This is a genomic window from Bradyrhizobium sp. 2TAF36 (genome assembly GCF_052114925.1).
Lineage (GTDB): Bacteria > Pseudomonadota > Alphaproteobacteria > Rhizobiales > Xanthobacteraceae > Bradyrhizobium > Bradyrhizobium barranii.
In genome coordinates, this window is sequence record NZ_JBFRFR010000003.1 from 143,046 (window position 1) to 163,777 (window position 20,732).

Consider the following 20,732-nt stretch of genomic DNA (forward strand, 5'->3'; position numbering starts at 1 on the left):
GTAACCAAAGGCGGCTAGTGATATGGGTTTGAGTTCAGCCCTCGCCAGTGCGATGAGCGGTCTGCGTGCCAACCAGGCCGCGCTCTCGATCGTCTCCTCGAACGTCGCCAACTCGCAGACGCCGGGTTACGTCGTCCAGAGGCCGAACCAGATCGAGGTCACCACCGGCGATTTCGGCTCGACGGCGATGACGACCGGCGTCAGCCGGGAGCTCGACACCTTTGTGCAGAACCAGCTGCGCACCGAGACCGGCGGCAGCGGTTACGCCGACCAGATGGCCAACATCCTGAAGCAGCTTCAGAGTGTCTACGGCACGCCCGGCAACAGCGGCACGCTCGAAACCGCGCTGAACAATTTTACCACGGCGTTGCAGGCGCTGTCGACCAGCGCGGGCTCGTCGTCGGCGCAGACGGTTGCCCTCGGCGCGGCGCAGGCCCTGGCCCAGCAGCTCAACGTGACCACCAAGGGCATCCAGTCGCTGCGCTCCAATGTCGAGCAGGACCTCGGCACCTCGGCACAGCAGGCCAACGCGGCGATGCAGCAGATCGCCGACATCAACACCAAGCTCCAGGGCCTGTCGGCCAACGATCCCTCGGCCGCGACGCTGATGGACCAGCGCGATCAGGCCATCAACACGCTGTCGAAATATGTCGACGTTCGCGTCACCACCGACGGTTCGAATCAGGCCAACATCTACACCACCACCGGTATCCAGCTGGTCGGCGCCGGGCTCGCCTCGCAATTCACCTTTGCCTCTGCCGGCGCGCTGTCGGCGACCTCCCTCTACAACAGCGATCCCGCCAAGTCCGGCGTCGGTGCACTCAACATCAAGCTGCCGAACGGCTCGCAGCTCGACGTCGTCGCCAACAACGTGGTCTCCTCCGGCCAGATCGCGGCTGATCTCAAGCTGCGCGACCAGACGCTGGTGCAGGCGCAGAACCAGATCGACCAGCTCGCCGCCACGATGTCGAGCGCGCTGTCGGACAAGACCACGGCCGGCAGCACGGTCTCAGGCCCGCCGGCCGGATTCGATCTCGACCTTGCCGGTGCGCAGCCGGGCAATACGGTCAACATCACCTACAAGGACACGGCGACCAACACCCAGCGCCAGATCACGCTCGTCAACGTGACCGACCCGGCGGCGCTGCCGCTCCAGAACGCCACCAATGCCAACCCGATGCGGGTGGGCGTCAATTTCTCCGGCGGCATGAGTGCGATCGCCGCTGCGCTCAACACCGCGCTCTCAGGCTCGCACCTGACGTTCTCCGCCGCTCCGTCGCCGGCGACGGCCACGACGCTGCGGGTGACTGATGACAATACCGGCCTTGCCCAGGTCAATTCGGCCTCGACCACCAAGACGATCTCGTCGCTGACCTCGGGCAGCCCGCAGCTGGCGGTGTTCACCGACGGCGGGCAGGCGCTCTACACCGGTGCGATCACCGCCTCGGGCTCGCAGATGACCGGCCTTGCCGGGCGCATCGCCGTGAACACGCAGCTGGTCAGCGATCCCACGCGGCTGTCCGTCTACAACACCTCGCCGGTGACGCCCGCCGGCGATACCACGCGCTCGGACTATCTCTATTCGCAGCTCACCAATGCGGTGTTTTCCTATTCGCCGACGACCGGCCTCGGCTCGGCGAACCAGCCCTTCACCGGCAGCGTCTCGAACTACCTCCAGCAGTTCCTGAGCATCCAGGCCAACGCCTCGACCCAGGCCACCCAGCTCCAGCAGGGCCAGAGCGTCGTGGTCTCGACGCTCCAGGCCAAGTTCGACTCGACCTCCAGCGTCAATCTGGACTCGGAGATGTCGAACCTGATCCAGCTCCAGAATGCCTATGCCGCCAACGCCCACGTCATGTCGGTGGTGCAGAGCATGATGAACACGTTGATCCAGGCTCAAGTGTAACCAGTACAGGGTTCTGAAAGATGTCGATCAGCAGCATCAACTACTCTTCGTCGGTCCTCGGCGCGCAGATCCGCAACATCAATCAGCAGCTCACCGACCTGTCGACGCAGCTCGCGACCGGCAAGCTGTCGCAGAACTATTCCGGGATGGGCACCAACGAGGGCTTTGCGATCGCCGGGCGCTCGCAGCTCTCCAACATCGCCGCCTATACCGACACGATCACGAACGTGAACGTGAACATCAACCTCGCCAATACCGCGCTCCAGTCGCTCACGACGATCCGCAACACGGTGCAGACCGGCTCCGCGAGCACCGCGCAGGATCTCAACGTCAACGGACAGACCGTCGCGCAGAACACGGCCGCTTCGCAGTTCAGCTCGATGGTCGGCGTTCTCAACACGCAGTCGGGCAACCGCTATCTGTTCTCCGGGACCGCGTTCAACACGCAGTCGGTTGCCAATGCCGGCGACATCATCAACGGCACGACCACGCAGGCGGGCTTCAAGACCGTCATGGCGGAGCGCCAGGCCGCCGACCTCGGTGCCAACGGCATGGGACGGCTGGTGCAGACGCAGCCGACGCCGAGCTCGGTGCGGGTATCCGAGGACGTCGCCGGATCGCCGTTCGGAATGAAGATCGCGGCGGTGTCCTCGACGCTGACGGGTGCGACGGTCACCGGCCCGAGCGGCTCGCCGGTGTCGTTCTCGGTCGATCTCAACGGCCTCAACCCGAACGACGGCGACAAGCTGAGCGTCCAGTTCACGCTGCCGGACGGCACCACCGGGCAGGTCGACCTGACCGCGTCCACGGCCACGCCGACGCCGATCGGCAGCTTTGCGATCGACGCGACGACCCCGGCCAACACGGCCGCGAACCTCAACACGGCATTGAACACCGCGATCACGAAGCTCGCCAACACTTCGCTTGTCGCGGCATCCGCGATCACGGCCGGCGACAATTTCTTCAACACCGCAAGCTCCGCGATCGGTGCGCCCGTCAACAACCAGGCGGCGCCACCGGCTCCGATCAGCGGCGCAACGGCGCTGTCCGGCGCGAGCCCCTCGAATTCGATCTCGCCGGGCTTCGCCGCCGGTGACACCATCACCGTGAACGGCACCACGCTGACCTTCGTCAGTTCGGGCGCGACCGGCAACCAGCTCAATGTCGGCGACAGCATCCAGACGCTGATGAGCAAGATCGACCAGATCACGGGCACGTCGAAGCCTTCGACCGTGCATGGCGGCTCGATCACGATCAACACGGACGACGCGGCGAGCCTCAACATCACGACCTCGAACTCGGGCGCACTCAACGCGCTCGGCTTCGGCTCGACCCCGGTCACCGCGACGCAGCCGCCTTTGCGCGTCGGTTCTTCACCGGCGAGTTCGGCGACGACGCTGGTCAACGGCTCGGCCAACACGGTGAAATGGTACACCGGCAATGACGGGCCCGGCTCGCCGCGCTCCACGGCGATGGCGCGGGTCGATGATTCAGTCACGGTGCAATATGGCGCGCAGGCCAACGAGGACGCGATCCGCCAGCAATTGCAGGCGATCGCCGTATTCGGGACGTTCTCAACCTCGCCGACCAGCCAGTATGCGGGCGGGCAGGTCTCCGCGCTGAGCCTGCGGGTGACGCAGTCGTTGACGAAGCAGCCCGGCCAGCAGCACATCGAGGACATCCAGACGGACCTCGCGATGGCCCAGAACACGATGAAGGACGCAGGCACGCGCCAGACCCAGGCCAAGGCGCAGCTGCAGTCCATCATCGACCAGGCGGAATCGGCCTCGCCGGACCAGGTGGCGAGCGAGATCCTGTCGCTGCAGAACGCGCTTCAGGCGTCCTACCAGGTCACCTCGAACCTCTCGCAGCTCTCGCTCGTCAAGTTCCTGTAAGCGCGCATTAAGACGCCGTTAACCATGCCTCTTTACCTTTTGGTGAGGAGTTGAGCGGGGCGGGGGCCGTCGATGTCGGACAAGATGCAGCTGGTGGTGGCCACGCCGTGCTTCGGCGGGCAGGTCTCGAGCATTTATGCAAGCTCGATCTTCGCGCTCCAGCGCGCCGTGCACGGCATGTCCAATCTCGAGCTCAAGGTGCTCTTGCGCGACGGCGATGCGCTGATCACGCGCGCGCGGGCCAATCTGGCCGCGATGTTTCTCGACGATCCAAAGGCGACCCATTTCCTGTTCATCGACGCCGACATCGGCTTCAAGCCCGAGCAGGTGTTCCGGCTGATCGAATGCGGCGCGGATGTCGTCGCCGGCTGTTATCCGATCAAGCGGGTCAACTGGGACAAGGCCAGGCGGGCGATCGAGTCCGGCCGCGCGGATGTGCCGGCGGCCGCGCTCGATTATGTGCTCGAGATCGAGGATCCCGACCGCATCGTAGTGGTCAACGGTTTTACCCGCGTGCGCTACGCCGGCACCGGCTTCCTGATGATCCGCCGCCACGTGCTGGAGGCGATGTGCCGCCACCCCAACTATGCCGACCTGCAATTCTTCCGCGAGCATTCGCACGACACGCTGGCGGCGAGCCAGAACCGCTTCGCGCTGTTCGAATGCATGATCGATCAGGCGACGGGGACTTATCTTTCCGAGGACTTCGCCTTCTGCAAGCGCTGGACCGACATCGGCGGCGAGATCTGGGCCGACATCGAGAGCTCGCTGGATCACGTCGGGCCGTCGGTGTTCCACGGCGACATCGCCTCGCAATTCGCAGCCGCGCCCGCGGCAGCTGCCGATGCGGCGTGAGCCTTCCGGGATGAGCGCCGGCGCATCCGGTCTGTCGGTCCCCGAGCGCACATTCGACGGCGGCTCGCGCTACCGCCTGCGCGATCTCTTCACGCCATTGGACACGCTGCTCGTCTCCGGCGGAGATCCGCGGCTGGCGCTCGACGCTGGGGATCGCGTCAATGCCTATGGCTGTGCGGCCTCGCCGGAACCCGAGATCTGGAATTTCGCCTCCTCGACGGCATTGACGATCTCGCAACTCGCCTATGACCGCGCCGCGCTGGCGCGCGAAGAGCTGATGCACAGGTGCCTGTTCGATGAGGTCGAGATCGCCTTCGATGCGCGCTGCGAGGCCATGCGCGAGGAGTTGCGCGGCCATCTCCAGCTCTCGCCGCGCGTCGACGTCGTGTTCTCGCCGTCCGGGACGGATTCTCAGCTCCACGCCCTGTTCCTGGCGCGTGCGGTGCTCGGCGCCCCGCCCGTGACGATCGTGGTCGGCGCCGACCAGACCGGTAGCGGCACGGCCCATACCGCGCGCGGTCACCATTTCAGCTCCATGACGGCGAGCGGCCTTGCCGTGCGCAAGGACGGCGCGGTTGCCGGACTCGCCGGCGCCAGCGTGACGTTGCCGCTGCTTCGGGCCGGGCCCGGGATCGCGATGCGCGCCGACACCGATGCCGCGGTGCTGGAGGCGATTGAAGCGACGATCGCGCAAGGTGCGCCCGTGCTGCTTCAGATCTTGGATTCCTCGAAGCTCGGCTGGCGCGCGCCGGGCGTGGCCTGTCTCGACGAGATCGCGCGGCGCTGGCCGCGCAAGGTTCAGGTCGTCGTCGACGCCTGTCAGGCGCGGCTCGGCCGCCGCCGGCTGCGCTCCTATCTCGACCGCGGCTATATGGTGCTGATCACCGGCTCGAAATTCTTCGGTGGCYCTGCCTTCAGCGGCGCGCTGCTGGTGCCGAAGGGGCTTTCGCGGTCGCTCGACCGGATTGAGGGGATTGCGCCGGGCTTCTTCGACTATGCCGGCCGCTGCGATTGGCCGATGGCCTGGACGGCGCTGCGCTCACGCTTCGAGCGCCGGCCGAATTTCGGACAATGGCTGCGCTGGGAGGCGGCGCTTGCGGAAATCGGCAGCTACTACGCCGTGCCCGGAGCTTTCCGCGTCAGGGCGCTGGCCGAGCTTGCCGCCGGCATCGACAGCATGATCGCGCTGTCGCCGTCGCTTCAACCCGTTCCAACGGCGACCGAGAAGACTGCCGGAGACGACGAGGAGTTCGCGTACGCCACGATCTTTCCGTTCATGCTGCTGCGCGACGGCAAGCCGGTCTCGATGGCCGAGACCAGCGCCGTCCACCGGGCGCTGCGGCGTGACGTGAACGAGGAGGTCAGCGGCAGCGCGGCGGACCGGCAGGTCGCCGTCCAGCGTAGCCTGATCGGCCAGCCGGTCCGGCTGGAGCGGCAGGACGACGCGCCGCAGGCCGTGCTGCGCCTCTGCGTCGGCGCCCGGCTCGTGACCGAGGCCTGGTCGCCGGATATGGCGCAGGCACGACGCAATGTGCAGCACCTGCTCGATCGCATCGCTCATGTCGTGGTGAAGATCGAGCTGCTGCTTGGCCGCGGCGCAGCCGCAACCGCGCCGGAAAAGTCCGCGTTCGAGGTATGAGATGCAGCATCCAGTTTCCGCGCCGATCGGCGTGACCGTGCCAAACTGTGCCGACCGCATCGGCTTTGCGCAGCTGACGCGCCAGGCGTTCGAAGGTGTCGATCTGCAGCCACTGCGCGATCAGCTCGTCACGCGGATCACGGAAGGAGCAGCGCACGCGGGCGAAGGCCTTGACCTATCGCTGATCGTCCAGCTACTCGGCGACAAGGCGGCGGGGCTGGCGATCCAGTCGGAGGTGCTGACCTTCCATCAATTGTTTCGCACGCCCGCTGCGGCTCCGAAGCCCAGCTTGCGCGTGCTCGCCCTTGCGGCCGACATCGACATGGGCGGCAACACGCCGATCGATTTCCTGCTCGAGGGCTCCGACATCGAGCTGTTGACGCTCTACGTGGTCAAGGGCTCCGGTCTCCCGGAGAATTTGCCCGATCACGACGTCGCCATCGTGATCGCATCCGATTCCGAGGAATGCCGGGAACCGCTCGCCCTGATCGAAAAGGCGGCGCCGTGCTGGCCGCGGCCGCTGCTCAATCGCCCCGATCTCATCGGCAACCTCGATCGCGACAAGCTGTATCGGCTGCTGGCGGGCATCCCTGGTCTCGAGATTCCGTCGACCATCCACGCGACGCGCGCGCAATTGACGGATCTCGCGCAGGGCCGGATCGCTTGCGAGGACATCGCCGGCGAACTACGCTTTCCGATGATCGCGCGGCCGCGCGGCACGCATGCCGGTGTCGGGCTGGCGAAGCTCGACGATGCGCCGGCACTCGCGGCCTATCTCGCCGAGCGCGAGGAGCAGGATTTCTTCGTCGCGCGTTTCGTCGATTATGTGAGCCCCGACGGGCTCTACCGCAAATACCGTCTCGCCATGGTCGACGGCAAGCCCTACGCCTGCCACATGGCGATCGCCGATCGCTGGGACATCTGGTATCTCAACGCCTACATGGCGTTCAGCGAGGAGAAGCGGGCTGAAGAGGCCGTCTTCATGCTGGACTTCGACCACGCCTTCGCCGCGCGCCACAAGGCCGCGCTCGACGAGATGAGCCGGCGCGTCGGCCTCGATTATTTCATCGTGGATTGCGCCGAGAACCAGGACCGCGAGCTGCTGGTCTTCGAAGCCGACAACACCGCCGTCGTGCACAACATGGATTCGCCGGTCGTGTTTCCGTACAAGCCACCGCAGATGCGCAAGATCTTTGCCGCGTTCACGGCGATGCTGTCGCGGCACGCAAGAGAAGGCAAGGCGAGCGCAGCATGAACGAGATCATCCGTAACGCGCAAAGCTCCGTCGCGCAGGCTTCGCTCGATCCGCAGGACTGGAGCGAATTTCRCACGCTCGCCCATCGCATGCTGGACGAGGCGATCGACGGCATCGCCAATGTCCGCGCGCGGCCGGTGTGGCAGCCGATTCCCGACGGCATCCGCGCGGCATTGAAGGCCGACGTGCCGCGCGAGGCGAGCGACCTTGCCGATGTCTATCGCGAATTCGCCGAGCATGTCGCGCCCTATGCGACCGGCAACGTCCATCCCGGGTTCATGGGCTGGGTGCATGGGGGCGGCACCGCGGTCGGCATGCTCGCGGAGATGCTCGCGGCTGGCCTCAATGCCAATCTCGGCGGACGCGATCACATGCCGATCGAAGTCGAGCGCCAGATCGTCGCGTGGATGCGGCGCCTGTTTGATTTCCCGGAGCGCGCGAGCGGCATCTTCGTCACGGGCACGTCGATGGCCAATTTGATGGCGGTGCTGGTGGCGCGCACGAGCGCGCTCGGCACGCTGGCGCGGCAGCACGGCATCGGCAATGACGGCGCGCTGCTCACGGCCTACACGTCGCAGGCTGCGCATGGCTGTGTCTCCAGGGCGATGGACATTGCCGGGCTCGGCACCGATGCGCTGCGCAAGATCGATGTCGATGCCGATCATCGCATCGACGTCGCCGCGTTGCGCGCGCAGATCGCGATCGATCGCGAAGTCGGCTTCAAGCCGTTCCTGGTGGTCGCATCTGCCGGCACGGTGGATATCGGCGCGATCGACGACCTCAAGGCGATCGCTGAACTGTGCCGCGAGGAAGGAATCTGGTTTCACGTCGATGGCGCCTTCGGGGCGCTCGCGATCTTCTCGCCCGAACTCGCGCCCATGCTCGGCGGCATCGAGCTCGCCGATTCCATTGCGCTCGACTTCCACAAATGGGGGCAGGTGCCCTACGATGCCGGCTTCCTGCTGGTACGCGACGGCGAGCAGCACCGGCAGGCCTTTGCGCAGCCGGCGGCCTATCTGCGCCGCGAGGCGAGGGGGCTTGCAGCGGGCGCGGTCTGGCCCTGCGATCTCGGCCCAGACCTGTCGCGCGGCTTCCGCGCGCTGAAGACCTGGTTCACGCTGAAGACGTTCGGCACCGACCGGCTGGGCGCGGTGATCGCGCGAAGCTGCGCGCTGGCGAAATATCTGGAGACGCGCGTGCTGGCCGAGCCGCGGCTGCAATTGTTGGCGCCGGTGAATCTCAACATCGTCTGCTTCCGCTACCGCGCCGACGATGCGGTCAATCGCGAGATTGTCGCCGATGTCCAGGAGTCCGGCGTTGCGGCGTCCTCGAGCACGACGCTGGACGGCAGGTTCGCGATCCGCGCTGCCATCGTCAATCATCGTACCGACGAGACGGACATCGACGCGCTTGTCGCTGCGGTGCTGGAGTTCGGCGCGCGGCGGACCGGCGGTGGTCTGATCGAGGTCGAGGCGCCGCCGCTGGCGGCGCAGTGACCAGGAACGCGGCTGAAACGACAACGGCCCCGGTGATGATCCGGGGCCGTTGTCGTTTGGGCAGGCTGATGCGTGCCGATCAGGCGGCCGAGCTGACGTCGCTCTTGGGATGCGTCGCTTGGTACTGGTCCCGCAGCTTCTCTTCATAGGCGATCAGCTTGCGGGCATCCTTCAGCGCCCGGTAGAGATCGCCGCTCATGATGTTGTTGTTGATGCTTTCGATGATCGGCCAGGCGCTCGGCACCGCAGTGACGATGTCGCGCACCAGGTTGAAGTAGGTGCCGTGCTGGCTCTGCGGATCCGGCGAGATGTACATGAGCTGGACCGCGAGATAGACGAGCTTGGCCGGCGTGTCGGCGGTCTCCGGCGTGAGGATGTCGCGCTCGCGCAGGATCGGCACGTTCTCGCCGTCGATCAGGAGGCGGGCGCGCTGGTCGGTGTTGGTGATCACCGAATTGCCGACGATGATGCGTTCGTGCGGTTTGAGCTCAACCTTGAGAGCCATGCCTGTTCTCCATCAACCCTTTTACAACGATCCGTCGCGGCGTTCGTGCGATGAGGGCGATCGTTCGTGATTTGGAGCCGATCCTTGCGCAACATGGTTAACAGGTCGTAAACGACGGCGGCGGGGACGGAAAATGCAACAATTTCAAGGCCGATAGCGGCATGTCCAGCCGTCTGCCGCGGCCTCGAAGGGCGCTTTCAGCGTCGCGGCGGGAAAAGTGCGGGTTTCATTTCACGGATTGTTAGAGGCTTGGACGCACGGTCCGGCGGTCGTCTGATCAATTTTGGTCAGATAGGACGCGTAGCTACCAGAAAGGTAACAGTATGTCCGTCGTTCTCTCCGCATCGGTTCGCCAGAACCTGCTCTCCCTCCAGTCCACCGCCGACCTCCTCGCCACCACCCAGTCCCGTCTTTCGACTGGCCGCAAGGTGAACTCGGCTCTGGATAATCCCACCAACTTCTTCACCGCCCAGGGCCTTGATAACCGCGCCAGCGACATCGGCAATCTGCTCGATGGCATCGGCAACGGCGTTCAGGTTCTCCAGGCAGCCAACACCGGCATCACCTCGCTGCAGAAGCTGGTGGACAGCGCCAAGTCGATTGCCAACCAGGTGTTGCAGAGCCCGACGGGCTACTCCACCAAGTCGACCGTGACCTCGACCGCCATCACCGGCGCAACCGCCAACAACCTGCTCGGCACCGGCTACACCAACAACACGGTCGCCGGCACCGCCGTGCTGAACGACAACACCGGCACTGCGGTCAACATCAYGGCCTCCACCCAGCTGGTCGGTACCGCCGGTGCGGGTTCCGACGACCTCGGCACCGCCATCACCAACGGCTCGGTCCTGACGGTCAACGGCAAGACCATCACGTTCTCGACCGCGCAGACCACTTCGACCACGGACACCGCCGGCAACGTCACCATCGGCATCGGCACGGGCAGCACCTTGACGGTGCAGAGCGTGCTGACTGCGATCGACGGCATCACCGGCACCGGCACCGCCTCGACCGTCGCGGCTGGTAAGCTCACGCTGAGCACCGGCACGACCTCGGATCTCACGATCGCGGGTTCGGGCAACGTGCTCGCCGCGCTCGGTCTCACCGCCGGCACCACCGCCCGCGTCCCGCCCGCCATCTCCGGCCAGACGCTGACGATCGCAGCCACCGGCGGCGGCACGCCCACCAGCATCACCTTCGGCACCGGCACCGGCCAGATCTCGACGCTGAACGGGCTCAATTCGGCGCTGGCGGCCAACAACCTGCAGGCCTCGATCGACTCGACCGGCGTGATCTCCATCACGACCACGAACGACGCGGCCTCCTCGACGATCGGTACGCTCGGCGGCTCGGCCTTTACCGCCACCGGACCGTTCCACAGCGCTGCCATCGCGGCTCCGGTTGCCGATCCGACCTCGCAGACCCAGCGTGCAGGCTTGGTTGCGCAGTACAACAACGTGCTCGCGCAGATCAACACGACCGCGCAGGATGCCTCCTTCAACGGCGTCAACCTGCTCAACGGCGACACGCTGAAGCTGACGTTCAACGAAACCGGCAAGTCGACGCTGAGYATCACTGGTGTGACCTTCAACACCGCGGGTCTCAACATCTCGACCCTCGCCTCGGGCACCGACTTCCTGGACAACGCTTCGGCCAACAAGGTCCTGACCTCGCTCAATGCCGCCAGCAGCACGCTGCGTTCGGAAGCATCGACGCTGGGTTCGAACCTGTCGGTCGTGCAGATCCGCCAGGACTTCAACAAGAACCTGATCAACGTCCTGCAGACCGGTTCGTCCAACCTGACGCTGGCCGACACCAACGAGGAAGCGGCCAACAGCCAGGCGCTGTCGACCCGCCAGTCGATCGCAGTCTCGGCGCTGTCGCTGGCCAACCAGTCGCAGCAGAGCGTGTTGCAGCTCCTGCGCTGATACGCGGCGAAAATCGTCAAACAAGGCATTACGGCGGGGCTTTTGCCCCGCCGTTTTTTTTGCGCGTGATGCGGCGTGAGCCGGGTTTCAGGGAACCCTGACCGGTTAATACCTTGTTAACCCTGTGGCTTAAGCGGCCATTAACCTTAATTTAAAGGAGTGCGCCTAGAACTAGACAAAAGCCCATTTGCCAGACCGGCGGGCTCCGATTCGTACGCGTCGCGCTCCAAGAGGAAGATCTGCCAATGTCCAACATCGTTCTCTCGGCATCAGTCCGCCAGAACCTGTTGTCGCTGCAGTCGACAGCCGACCTGCTCGCTACCACGCAGGAACGTCTTGCAACCGGCAAGAAGGTCAACACGGCGCTGGACAATCCGACCAACTTCTTCACCGCACAGGGGCTCGACAATCGCGCCAGCGACATCAGCAATCTCCTGGATGGCATCAGCAACGGCGTGCAGGTGCTGCAGGCCGCGAACACCGGCATCACCTCGCTGCAAAAGCTGGTCGACAGCGCCAAATCGATCGCCAGCCAGGTGCTGCAGAGCCCGACAGGCTATTCGCCCAAATCCAACGTGACGGCGGCCGCGGTCCCCGGTGCGACCGCCAACAACCTGCTGGGCACGGCATACACCAACAACACGGTCACCGGCACCGTCGTCAACAATGACGATACGAGCGGCGCGGCGCCGATCACGGGCGCGACCAAGCTGGTCGGTACCGCCGGTGCGGGTTCCGACGATCTCGGTACGACGATTACCAACGGTTCGGTCCTGACTGTCGACGGCAAGACGATCACCTTCTCGACCGCGCAAACCACCTCGACCACCGACTCCTTCGGCAACGTCACGATCGGCATCGGTGCCGGCAGCACACTCACGGTGCAGTCGGTACTGAGCGCGATCGACGGCATCACGGGTACGGGCACGGCCTCGACCGTTTCCGGCGGCAAGCTCGTGCTCAGCACCGGCACGAGCCAGGATCTGGCGATCTCCGGCTCGGGCAACGTGCTCACGGCGCTCGGCCTCACTGCCGGCACCACCGCCCGCGTTCCGCCCCCGCTCAGCGGCAAGACGTTGACGATCGGCGCGACCGGCGGCGGTACCGCCACCAGCATCACCTTCGGCGCCGGAGTCGGGCAGATTTCCACGCTCAATCAGCTCAACGCGGCGCTGGCGGCGAACAACCTGCAGGCGACGATCGACACGACCGGTCATCTCAACATCGTGACCTCCAACGACTCGGCGTCCTCGACGATCGGCGCAATCGGCGGCACGGCCGCGGCGAGCGGCCAGCCCTTCTATGGCCTGATCGCGCAGGCGCCCACCGTCGACCCGGATTCGCAAGCCACGCGCGCCAATCTGGTCGGGCAGTACAACAACGTGCTCGCGCAAATCAACACCACGGCGCAGGACTCTTCCTACAACGGCGTCAATCTGCTGAACGGCGATACGCTCAAGCTCGTGTTCAACGAAACCGGGCGTTCGACGCTGAACATTCAGGGCGTCACCTTCAACGACGCCGGCCTCAACCTTGCTCCCTTGACCTCGGGCGTTGATTTCCTGGACTCGAAATCGGCGAACGCCATTCTGACTTCGCTCAACTCGGCCAGCACCACGCTGCGTGCCGAGGCGTCGACGCTCGGTTCGAACCTGTCGATCGTGCAGATCCGTCAGGACTTCAGCAAGAACCTGATCAACGTGCTGCAGACCGGCTCGTCGAGCTTGACGCTTGCGGACACCAACGAGGAAGCGGCCAACAGCCAGGCGCTCTCGACGCGTCAGTCGATCGCAGTCTCCGCGCTGTCGCTCGCCAACCAGTCGCAGCAGAGCGTGCTTCAGCTCCTCCGCTAAGCGCGACGCTGATGTACACGATGAATCATTCAACGGCGAAGCCTAGGCTTCGCCGTTGTTTTGAGCGAGATCGCTAACTGTCGATTAGCTCAGATCAGCGCATGATGGATGCAATCGTTTACAGTGCGAGCACTCGGATTTAGCCTTGAGGTGAAGGTGGATGCCGCGACCCGTAATTGTCCGGAGATCGTCCGCACTCTCACGTAAGCAAATCTTAAGCGGTGCTGCCTAGGGTTGGGAAAGAAATCCTTAAGCCTGTACAACGGGCGAGGAAACCTCCAGGGTGATCGATGTCGAGTTCTGCTGCTTCGGCCTACGCGCGTGTAGCCACGACCACTGCGTCTCCTCGCGATATCGAGGCGCAGACGCTCCTGAAGGCCGCCAACAAGCTGCAGGACGCCATCAACAGTGCCGATCCCTTCAATGAGCAGACGACGCAGGCGTTGATGTTCAACCGCAAGCTCTGGACCATCTTCCTGAGCGAGGCGATGCGCGACACCAATCCGCAGCCGCTCGACGTTCGGCAGAGGATCGCCAATATCAGCGTGTTCGTGCTGAGCCAGACTGCTGCGCTGCTGATGAGCCCGCAGCTCGATCACTTCCGCCCGCTGATCGAGATCAATCGCAATATCGCCGCCGGTCTTTCGGGACGGTCGTAACGCGACCGGTTTCGAACGACCTCGATGAAGCCGTCGCGACCCCCGGCGTGAGCGTCAGGCGCTGCGATCGGTGCTGAGTGGACGCGGGGGCTCGGACTTCATGTCCAGTGCGTGGAAATAGGCCCGCCGCCGCAGCATCGCTTCGTCCGGAAACTGATCGACAACCGCATCGGTCCTTTCGTTCACGACCTGGAACACGAAGGACGCGGCGGGCTGGTTGAAAACGACCTGGCGTGAAACGCTGTCGTTGGTGCTCTGCAAATCATTGCGCGCAGCCGCGCTCGTATCGCTCGCGGCGACCGTCTGGCTCACCGGCAAATCAGTTTGCACGGCCTCGTTCGCCGCCGCATTGGACGTCGTTATGATCTGCACGGGGGCCGGTATCCCCACCGGCCTGATGCTGAAATCTGTACTCATGGCAGCCTCCTGGTTGCCTCGTCTGAGTCAAATCCCAACCCCTCTCAATACGCAACCATGGAACACCAGGATTGAAGACCGGGTAAGGAAACGTGACTAACCGCGCGACGATATCGCCGCGCGGTTTTTCGTAAAATTGCAGGGAGTTTTCGCGCGCGCGCTCAGAGCGAGCGGCTGACCGCGAGCGGGGTGATGTGGCGTGGGCCTGGAGCCGCGCGGCGTCCCGCCGCCGTATAGGTGTTGGGCACGTTGCGCTTCTGGATCTCGGCGTTGACGCCGCGCACCACGCTCTCCGAGACCGCGTGTGCGGTCGCGAGCACGGTGAGATTGACCTGGAGCATCGCGCGGAACGCGTCGTGATGCCGATGCAGCGTCGAGAGCAGCTCGGGCGCGGATTTCGCGAGCTGGGCCTGGTTCGTCTTCAACTCGCTGACGGCGCTGACATAGTTGCGCGACAGCTCCTGCTTCTTGCTCTCGAGTGTCATCGCTTCGCGGACCTGGCCGGCGCGGACGAGCTCGGTCTCGCGCTCGACCAGTCCGAGCAGGGCGTTCATCGCATCCATCAGCTGCTCGGCGACCTTGCGAGCCTCGGCGTTGCCGGGTGCGGTGTTCGGGCGCTGCGCTTGCACCGGCTGACGTGAGGCGTTGAAATGGTTCATCTCGGTTGACCTTATGCCGTGCGGATCGTTTTCGCCTGCTGCATGATGAGGGTGCGGTAGACTTCGGTGGCGACACCGACGCCGCCGGCCTTGGCGAAGTTCTTGGAATATTGCTCGGTCAGCATCGAACGCCACACGCCGGTGCCCGGGGTGTCGCCGAACGGACCTTCGCCCTTCAGGCCCGAGGTCATCTGCGAGAACATGCTGTTGAGGAACATCGCCTCGAAATCGGTGGCGGTTTTCTGCGCCTTCGACTGCTGCTGTGGCGAGACCTTCTGCAACGCGGCGGCGAGCTCGAAGTCGGGCCGGCCGTTGCGGCTCTCCACCGAGAAGGCCGAGGAGGTGACGACGTGGGGGGTGTTGATCATGCTGGTCTGCATCACATCACCTCGATGTCGGCTTCGATCGCGCCGGCGGCCTTGATCGCCTGGAGGATGCTGATGAGGTCGCGCGGGCCGATGCCGAGGCCGTTGAGGCCGTCGACGAGCTGCTGAAGCGAGACGCCGTCCTTGACGACGGCGAACTTCTTGCCGTCTTCGGTGACGCTGACGCCGGTGCGCGGCGTGACCACGGTGCGCCCGCGTGACAGCGGGTTGGGCTGGCTGACCTGCGGGCTCTCGGAGATGGTGACGGTGAGGTTGCCTTGCGCCACCGCGACGGTTGCGACGCGAACGTCGCGGCCCATCACGATGATGCCGCTGCGTTCGTCGATGACGATCTTGGCGGCGAGATCAGGATCGACCTGGAGCTGCTCGATCTCGGTGAGGAAGGCGACGACGTTGCCCTTGAACTCCGGCGGGATCGAAAGCTGCACCGTCGAGGGATCGATCGGCTCGGCGGTCTTGACGCCGAGATAGTCGTTGATCGCGGCCGCGATCCGCTTGGCCGTGGTGAAGTCGGCGTTGCGCAGCGCGAGCCGCACGTTCGGCAGCCGATTGAGCGCGAACTCGATCTCGCGCTCAATGATGGCGCCGTTGGCGATGCGGCCGACGGTCGGAACGCCGCGCACGATTTTCGCCGCTTCGCCTTCGGCCTGGAAACCGGAGATCGCGAGCGAGCCCTGTCCGACCGCGTAGACATTGCCGTCGGCACCTAACAGGGGCGTGACCAGCAGGGTGCCGCCGCGCAGATCCTTGGCGTCGCCCAGCGCGGAGACGGTGACGTCCATGCGCGTGCCCTGGGTGGCGAAGGCCGGCAGATTGCCCGTGACCATCACGGCGGCGACGTTGCCGGTGCGGATGGTGGCGCCGCGGATGTTGACGCCCATGCGCTCGAGCATCGCTTGCAGCGACTGCTTGGTGAAGGGGATGTTGTTGAGCGTATCGCCGGTGCCGTTGAGGCCGACGACGAGGCCGTAGCCGATGAGCTGGTTCTGCCGCACGCCCTCGATATTGGCGAGGTCTTTGATGCGCGATGTCGCGCTTGCAGACGTGACCGAGAGCGCCAGCGCTGACAGCGCGGCGCAGGCCACCCCAACAATCCTCACCCAACGAACGCCTGGCATCCTCTGCTCCCCGAGGCTCCTCACATCTCGGACCATCCACGACACTCCCATGACGAGCTGGTCCGACGCTTTCCTTGCGAGTGCTGTGCCAACGCGGGGCAGCGGGGTTACGCGATTGAATAGGTTGAATAAACCTGTTTCCACCGGTGTCAGGGAGCGTTCTCCCTGAGGAGCGAAACTGCCGCCTGTCGGCAGATTTTGCCGGGCCGTTTACGCGCCGTTAACCATAAGACGGTGAAGGTGACGGCATCGATCACCCGGATTCCTGCGATGCGCATCTACGGACCGAACGGCACCACGCTTGGTGCGCCGGCCAGCCAGGCCAGGCGGACGAGCTCCGGAACCTTCGTGCTGCCCGACACCTCGTCGGCGCAGGAGACGCGGGGCGCTGCCGCACCGAAGGCCGCCGCGAACATCGACGGGCTGCTCGCACTGCAGGGCATCGAGGAAGATCCGGTCGAGCGCCGCAAGCGCTCGGTCGCCCGCGGCAGGACCGCGCTCGACGTGCTCGACGATCTCAAGATGGGACTACTGTCCGGCAATCTCGACGCCTCGACCGTGATGCGGCTGCGCGATGCCGCGGCGAACCTGAAATCATCCTCGGGCGATCCTGGTTTGGATTCCCTGCTGTCCGAGATCGAGCTGCGCGTCGAGGTCGAGCTGGCCAAGGCCGGGCAGGCTTAGGCCGCTTCGTCCTTCTGCAGCGTGTCGTAGCGGCGCTGGGCGGCGAGCACGTCCTTCAGATTCTGCTCGGCCCAATCGCGCAGGGGATCGACGGCGGCCGCGAGCGTCACCCCGAGCTGCGTGATCGAATACTCCACCGTCACCGGTACAGTTGCGATGGCGTGACGCTTGATCAGGCCGTCGCGCTCGAGCGACTTGAGAACCTGGCTCAACATCTTCTGCGAAATGCCTTCAATCGTTCGGCGCAACTGATTGAAGCGCATCGGCTCCTCGCGCAGCAGCAGCAGGATCAGCACCGCCCATTTGTCGCCGACGCGGTCGAGGATCTGGCGCGTGGGGCAGTTCGCTGCATAGACGTCTGGCTTCATCGTCAACTCCTCACGATCCGTTTGGCCCCTTGCCGGCTCGCGCGCCGGTGACGGGTCCCGGTTACTCTTGCGTAATCAGGTAAGCACAAAGTGCTCTCTTAACACCAGCATCCTTTGCGATATCTAGTAACTGATAGTTACCAAAAGAAGCAAAGGAGCCTTCCATGAAAATCGCAGTCGCCGGTGCCTCGGGCCGGGCCGGGTCGGAGATCACCAAGGAACTGTCGCGCCGCGGCCATGCCGTCACCGCCATCGCCCGGAACCCCGAGAAGATCGCGGCCTTGCCGAACGTCACGTCCACCAAGGGCGACGTGCTCGACCAGGCTGGCCTTGCCAAGCTGTGGGCGGGGCATGACGTCGCCGTGAGTTCCGTGCACTTCCTGGCCAGCGACCCGCTCAAGCTGATCGGCGCGGCGAAGGCGTCCGGCGTTGGTCGCTACCTTGTTGTCGGCGGTGCCGGTAGCCTGGAAGTCGCTCCCGGCGTCAAACTGGTTACAACCCCCGGTTTTCCCGCCCAATACAAGGCCGAAGCGGAGGCGGGCGGGGCTTTCCTTGAGCTGCTGCGACAGGAAAAGGACCTGAACTGGACCTTCATCTCGCCGTCGGCCCTCTTCATCGAGGGCGAGCGAACCGGCAAGTTCCGGCTCGGGACCGATCAGCTTCTCGCAGATGCGAACGGGAAAAGCTGGATCAGCTTCGCCGACTACGCCATTGCGCTCGTCGACGAGATCGAGCGGCCGGCCCATCCGAGGCAGCGTTTCACGGTCGGTTACTAAACCTTCGGCCGCCCCCGGGTTCTCCAGGATAAACCTTCCTGTGCAAGGGCTTGGGGGCGCTAACCGAACGATCAGGGAAATATTGTCTGTCACAGGAGGCCGCTATATAAGCCCGGCTTAACGGACCCCGTTCCGTTGCGAGTCGTTGCTTAGACAGATAGGCCGCCCTTGGAAAAGTTGAAAAACTACCGACCGACCGAAAAAGAGCCTTTCATGAACGACCGGCAGAAGGAGTACTTCCGTTTGAAGCTCCTCGCCTGGAAGGATGAGATCCTCAAAGAGTCCAAGCTCACCCTGCAGGCTCTGCAGGAGGAGAACGTGAACCACCCCGATCTCGCCGATCGGGCATCGTCCGAAACTGACCGCGCCATCGAACTCCGCGCCCGCGACCGCCAGCGCAAGTTGATCGCCAAGATCGACGCCGCGCTCCAGCGTATCGAGGACAACACCTACGGCTATTGCGAGGACACCGGCGAGCCGATCTCTTTGAAGCGGCTCGAAGCCCGGCCCATCGCAACGCTCTCGGTGGAAGCGCAGGAGCGCCACGAGAAACGCGAGAAGGTCTACCGCGACGAATAGAGTCCGAGCCGCAGCGATGCGGCTCTTTGTTTTTGGGCTCACGGTGCCGCTTGAGCGCCGCTGGTTTGGCGCGTAGATTCGCGCCGCTATGATGATTTGCACTTTCAATATCGCTTCGGTTTTCTTCCTGGGCTGAGCGCAGGCGCCTCCGTCGCGGAGGCATCGCGTCCCGCGAGTTCCACCCGCGGATTCCCAACCGATTGAGCCGGCCGGTTCCGCAACGAGCGGACGACGAGGGCTGGCGAGCAATTGAGAGACATCATGACTGCCAATCCCCGCGCGCTCGACGACGCGCAAATAGATCAATTCATTCGCGAAGGTTTTATCCGGATCGACAATGCCTTTCCCCGCGACCTGGCGGAGGCGGCGCGTGCCATCATGTGGCGCGACCTACCATGCAGCGAGGACGACCCGTCGACCTGGACGCGGCCGGTGATCCGGCTGCCGGGCTATGGCGATCCTCCGTTCCGCGACGCAATTAATACGGCCGTCCTCCATGGCGCATTCGACCAGATCGTCGGACCTGCACGGTGGCGCCCGCGCCGCGACATCGGCACCTTTCCGGTGCGCTTTCCACATCCAGACGATCCAGGCGACGCCGGCTGGCATGTCGATCTCAGCTTTCCCGGTGCGGATTGCGACCCGAACGAGACGCGCGCTTTCTCGGCCTGGCGCGTCAACATTACTTCGCGCGGACGGTCGCTGTTGCTTCTGTTCCTGTTCTCCGACGTCGGCGAGGACGATGCACCGACGCGCATTCGGGTCGGCTCGCATGTTCCGATGGCGCGCTATCTGGCGCCGGCAGGCGAGGCGGGCATGGCACGCATGGTGCTGGACGAGATGGGAGCCGATTGTCCCATTGCGCTCGCGACCGGTGCCGCCGGCACTGTCTATCTCTGCCATCCCTTCCTGGTTCATGCCGCGCAGAGGCACCAGGGGACGCGGCCGCGTTTCATGGGCCAGCCGTCGCTTCCTCTCGCAGAGCCTTACAGGCTGGAGCGGCCCGATGGCGTCTACTCTCCGGTCGAGACCGCAATCCGGATGGCGCTCGGCTACGCCTGAGGCGCGCAGCTTCGGTTTGGTCATGTCGTGGTGCCGGTTCAGGCACCACGACATGGCGCTCATCGTCGCGATCGCGAAAATGAATCGCGATCAATGGGCTAGAGTCACTTCCTCCGAGCTCACGTAAGTTCGGATGAGAAACAGCATTCACTTCAGGTGCGGGAGGTTTTGCGAGTCGCGTCAACGAGATCGACTCGAATGCTGAGGCAACGATCCGGCAGCTTCACACATCGCTGCAATCAGACTTGGCTGCAATCAGGCTTGGCTGCAATCAGGCTTGCTGCGACGCCACAAGGCGCGCATCGCCATAAAGCCTTGACCAGCTCAATATTTCCTTAAACGCCGGCAACAGGCCGTAGGCCGCATCCGTCAACTCGTACTCGACCCTCAAGGGTTTCTCCGCGAAGACGGTTCGCGACACCAGGCCGTCCTGCTCGAGTTCGCGCAGCTGCGTGGTCAGCATGTGCTGGGTGATGCCGCCGATCGATCGCCGCAACGCGCCGAAACGGACGGCGCCGTTCATCAGCGCGAACAGGATCTCCAGCTTCCACTTGCCGCCAAGCGCATGGATGGCCCGCTTGAAGTCGGCGAGCAGGGCAGGGTCGGGGCTGCAATCGCAGTCGCCGTCGCAAACGCTGGTCAGGTTTTCCATACCGGTCTCGAAATCCATTCTACTTGTTCCCCGGGAGATA

20 protein-coding genes are annotated in these 20,732 nt (G+C 64.5%); 13 read left to right on the forward strand and 7 right to left on the reverse strand.

From position 1 onward, the window contains the following. Positions 1–22 precede the first annotated feature (22 nt). The 6 genes from flgK (at position 23) to AB4Z51_RS02625 (ending at position 9,046) form a co-directional block, all read left to right on the forward strand. Positions 23–1,906: a flagellar hook-associated protein FlgK gene (gene flgK, locus AB4Z51_RS02600; protein ID WP_441496992.1), complete on the forward strand. Its 1,884-nt coding sequence runs from the start codon at positions 23–25 to the stop codon at positions 1,904–1,906. Positions 1,907–1,926: 20 nt separating this feature from the next. After that, positions 1,927–3,801 carry a flagellar protein gene (locus AB4Z51_RS02605; protein ID WP_441496993.1) on the forward strand — a complete coding sequence of 625 codons (1,875 nt, stop codon included), beginning with the start codon at positions 1,927–1,929 and terminating at the stop codon, positions 3,799–3,801. A 72-nt stretch (positions 3,802–3,873) separates the two neighbouring features. Then, entirely contained in the window at positions 3,874–4,656 is a 783-nt protein-coding gene (locus tag AB4Z51_RS02610) for a hypothetical protein (protein ID WP_135214576.1), read from the forward strand. Further along, entirely contained in the window at positions 4,646–6,295 is a 1,650-nt protein-coding gene (locus AB4Z51_RS02615; protein ID WP_441496994.1) for a hypothetical protein, read from the forward strand. Before AB4Z51_RS02610 ends, AB4Z51_RS02615 begins: the two co-directional genes overlap by 11 nt. 1 nt (position 6,296) lies before the next feature. Then, a complete protein-coding gene (locus AB4Z51_RS02620) occupies positions 6,297–7,550 on the forward strand; it encodes an ATP-grasp domain-containing protein (protein ID WP_441496995.1) in 1,254 nt (417 codons plus the stop codon). Then, the gene (locus AB4Z51_RS02625) at positions 7,547–9,046 is read left to right on the forward strand and encodes a pyridoxal phosphate-dependent decarboxylase family protein (protein WP_441496996.1); all 1,500 of its coding nucleotides are present in this window, start codon (positions 7,547–7,549) and stop codon (positions 9,044–9,046) included. Before AB4Z51_RS02620 ends, AB4Z51_RS02625 begins: the two co-directional genes overlap by 4 nt. Before the next feature lie 79 nt (positions 9,047–9,125). On the opposite strand, the gene flbT is transcribed toward AB4Z51_RS02625, so the two are convergent. Further along, entirely contained in the window at positions 9,126–9,551 is a 426-nt protein-coding gene (gene flbT, locus AB4Z51_RS02630; RefSeq protein WP_028148524.1) for a flagellar biosynthesis repressor FlbT, read from the reverse strand. A 323-nt stretch (positions 9,552–9,874) separates the two neighbouring features. On the opposite strand from flbT, the gene AB4Z51_RS02635 reads away from it, so the two are divergent. The 3 genes from AB4Z51_RS02635 (at position 9,875) to flaF (ending at position 13,991) form a co-directional block, all read left to right on the forward strand. Next, the gene (locus tag AB4Z51_RS02635) at positions 9,875–11,479 is read left to right on the forward strand and encodes a flagellin N-terminal helical domain-containing protein (RefSeq protein WP_441496997.1); all 1,605 of its coding nucleotides are present in this window, start codon (positions 9,875–9,877) and stop codon (positions 11,477–11,479) included. Positions 11,480–11,724: 245 nt separating this feature from the next. Next, entirely contained in the window at positions 11,725–13,332 is a 1,608-nt protein-coding gene (locus AB4Z51_RS02640; protein WP_135214581.1) for a flagellin N-terminal helical domain-containing protein, read from the forward strand. A 290-nt stretch (positions 13,333–13,622) separates the two neighbouring features. Further along, a complete protein-coding gene (gene flaF, locus AB4Z51_RS02645; protein WP_014493991.1) occupies positions 13,623–13,991 on the forward strand; it encodes a flagellar biosynthesis regulator FlaF in 369 nt (122 codons plus the stop codon). Between the two features lie 54 nt (positions 13,992–14,045). Here flaF and AB4Z51_RS02650 read toward each other — a convergent pair whose 3' ends face one another. The 4 genes from AB4Z51_RS02650 to AB4Z51_RS02665 form a co-directional block, all read right to left on the reverse strand. Beyond that, complete coding sequence (locus AB4Z51_RS02650) at positions 14,046–14,408, reverse strand: hypothetical protein (RefSeq protein ID WP_028148520.1); 363 nt, start codon at positions 14,406–14,408, stop codon at positions 14,046–14,048. Between the two features lie 161 nt (positions 14,409–14,569). Then, positions 14,570–15,067, reverse strand: a complete 498-nt coding sequence (locus tag AB4Z51_RS02655; protein ID WP_028158316.1) for a hypothetical protein — start codon at positions 15,065–15,067, stop codon at positions 14,570–14,572. Positions 15,068–15,078: 11 nt separating this feature from the next. After that, positions 15,079–15,447, reverse strand: coding sequence for a flagellar assembly peptidoglycan hydrolase FlgJ (gene flgJ, locus AB4Z51_RS02660; protein ID WP_028148518.1), 369 nt, complete (start codon positions 15,445–15,447; stop codon positions 15,079–15,081). Further along, the gene (locus AB4Z51_RS02665; protein ID WP_135214582.1) at positions 15,447–16,571 is read right to left on the reverse strand and encodes a flagellar basal body P-ring protein FlgI; all 1,125 of its coding nucleotides are present in this window, start codon (positions 16,569–16,571) and stop codon (positions 15,447–15,449) included. Before AB4Z51_RS02665 ends, flgJ begins: the two co-directional genes overlap by 1 nt. 270 nt (positions 16,572–16,841) lie before the next feature. Here AB4Z51_RS02665 and AB4Z51_RS02670 point away from each other — a divergent pair, with 270 nt between their 5' ends. Further along, complete coding sequence (locus AB4Z51_RS02670) at positions 16,842–17,255, forward strand: flagellar assembly protein FliX (RefSeq protein WP_135214583.1); 414 nt, start codon at positions 16,842–16,844, stop codon at positions 17,253–17,255. Here AB4Z51_RS02670 and AB4Z51_RS02675 read toward each other — a convergent pair. Next, positions 17,252–17,623 (reverse strand): winged helix-turn-helix transcriptional regulator, encoded by a 372-nt coding sequence (locus AB4Z51_RS02675; RefSeq protein ID WP_135214584.1) that lies wholly within the window; start codon positions 17,621–17,623, stop codon positions 17,252–17,254. The two genes, AB4Z51_RS02670 and AB4Z51_RS02675, sit on opposite strands and share 4 nt — an antisense overlap. Before the next feature lie 164 nt (positions 17,624–17,787). Between AB4Z51_RS02675 and AB4Z51_RS02680 the strand changes: the two genes are divergently transcribed. The 3 genes from AB4Z51_RS02680 (at position 17,788) to AB4Z51_RS02690 (ending at position 20,040) form a co-directional block, all read left to right on the forward strand. Then, positions 17,788–18,399: an NAD(P)-dependent oxidoreductase gene (locus tag AB4Z51_RS02680; RefSeq protein WP_135214585.1), complete on the forward strand. Its 612-nt coding sequence runs from the start codon at positions 17,788–17,790 to the stop codon at positions 18,397–18,399. A gap of 213 nt (positions 18,400–18,612) precedes the next feature. Further along, positions 18,613–18,978 (forward strand): RNA polymerase-binding protein DksA, encoded by a 366-nt coding sequence (dksA, locus tag AB4Z51_RS02685; RefSeq protein WP_008554760.1) that lies wholly within the window; start codon positions 18,613–18,615, stop codon positions 18,976–18,978. A 261-nt stretch (positions 18,979–19,239) separates the two neighbouring features. Further along, positions 19,240–20,040, forward strand: coding sequence for a phytanoyl-CoA dioxygenase (locus tag AB4Z51_RS02690; RefSeq protein WP_441496998.1), 801 nt, complete (start codon positions 19,240–19,242; stop codon positions 20,038–20,040). Between the two features lie 271 nt (positions 20,041–20,311). On the opposite strand, the gene AB4Z51_RS02695 is transcribed toward AB4Z51_RS02690, so the two are convergent. Then, positions 20,312–20,710, reverse strand: a complete 399-nt coding sequence (locus AB4Z51_RS02695) for a winged helix-turn-helix transcriptional regulator (protein WP_175627373.1) — start codon at positions 20,708–20,710, stop codon at positions 20,312–20,314. Between the last annotated feature and the right edge of the window lie 22 nt (positions 20,711–20,732).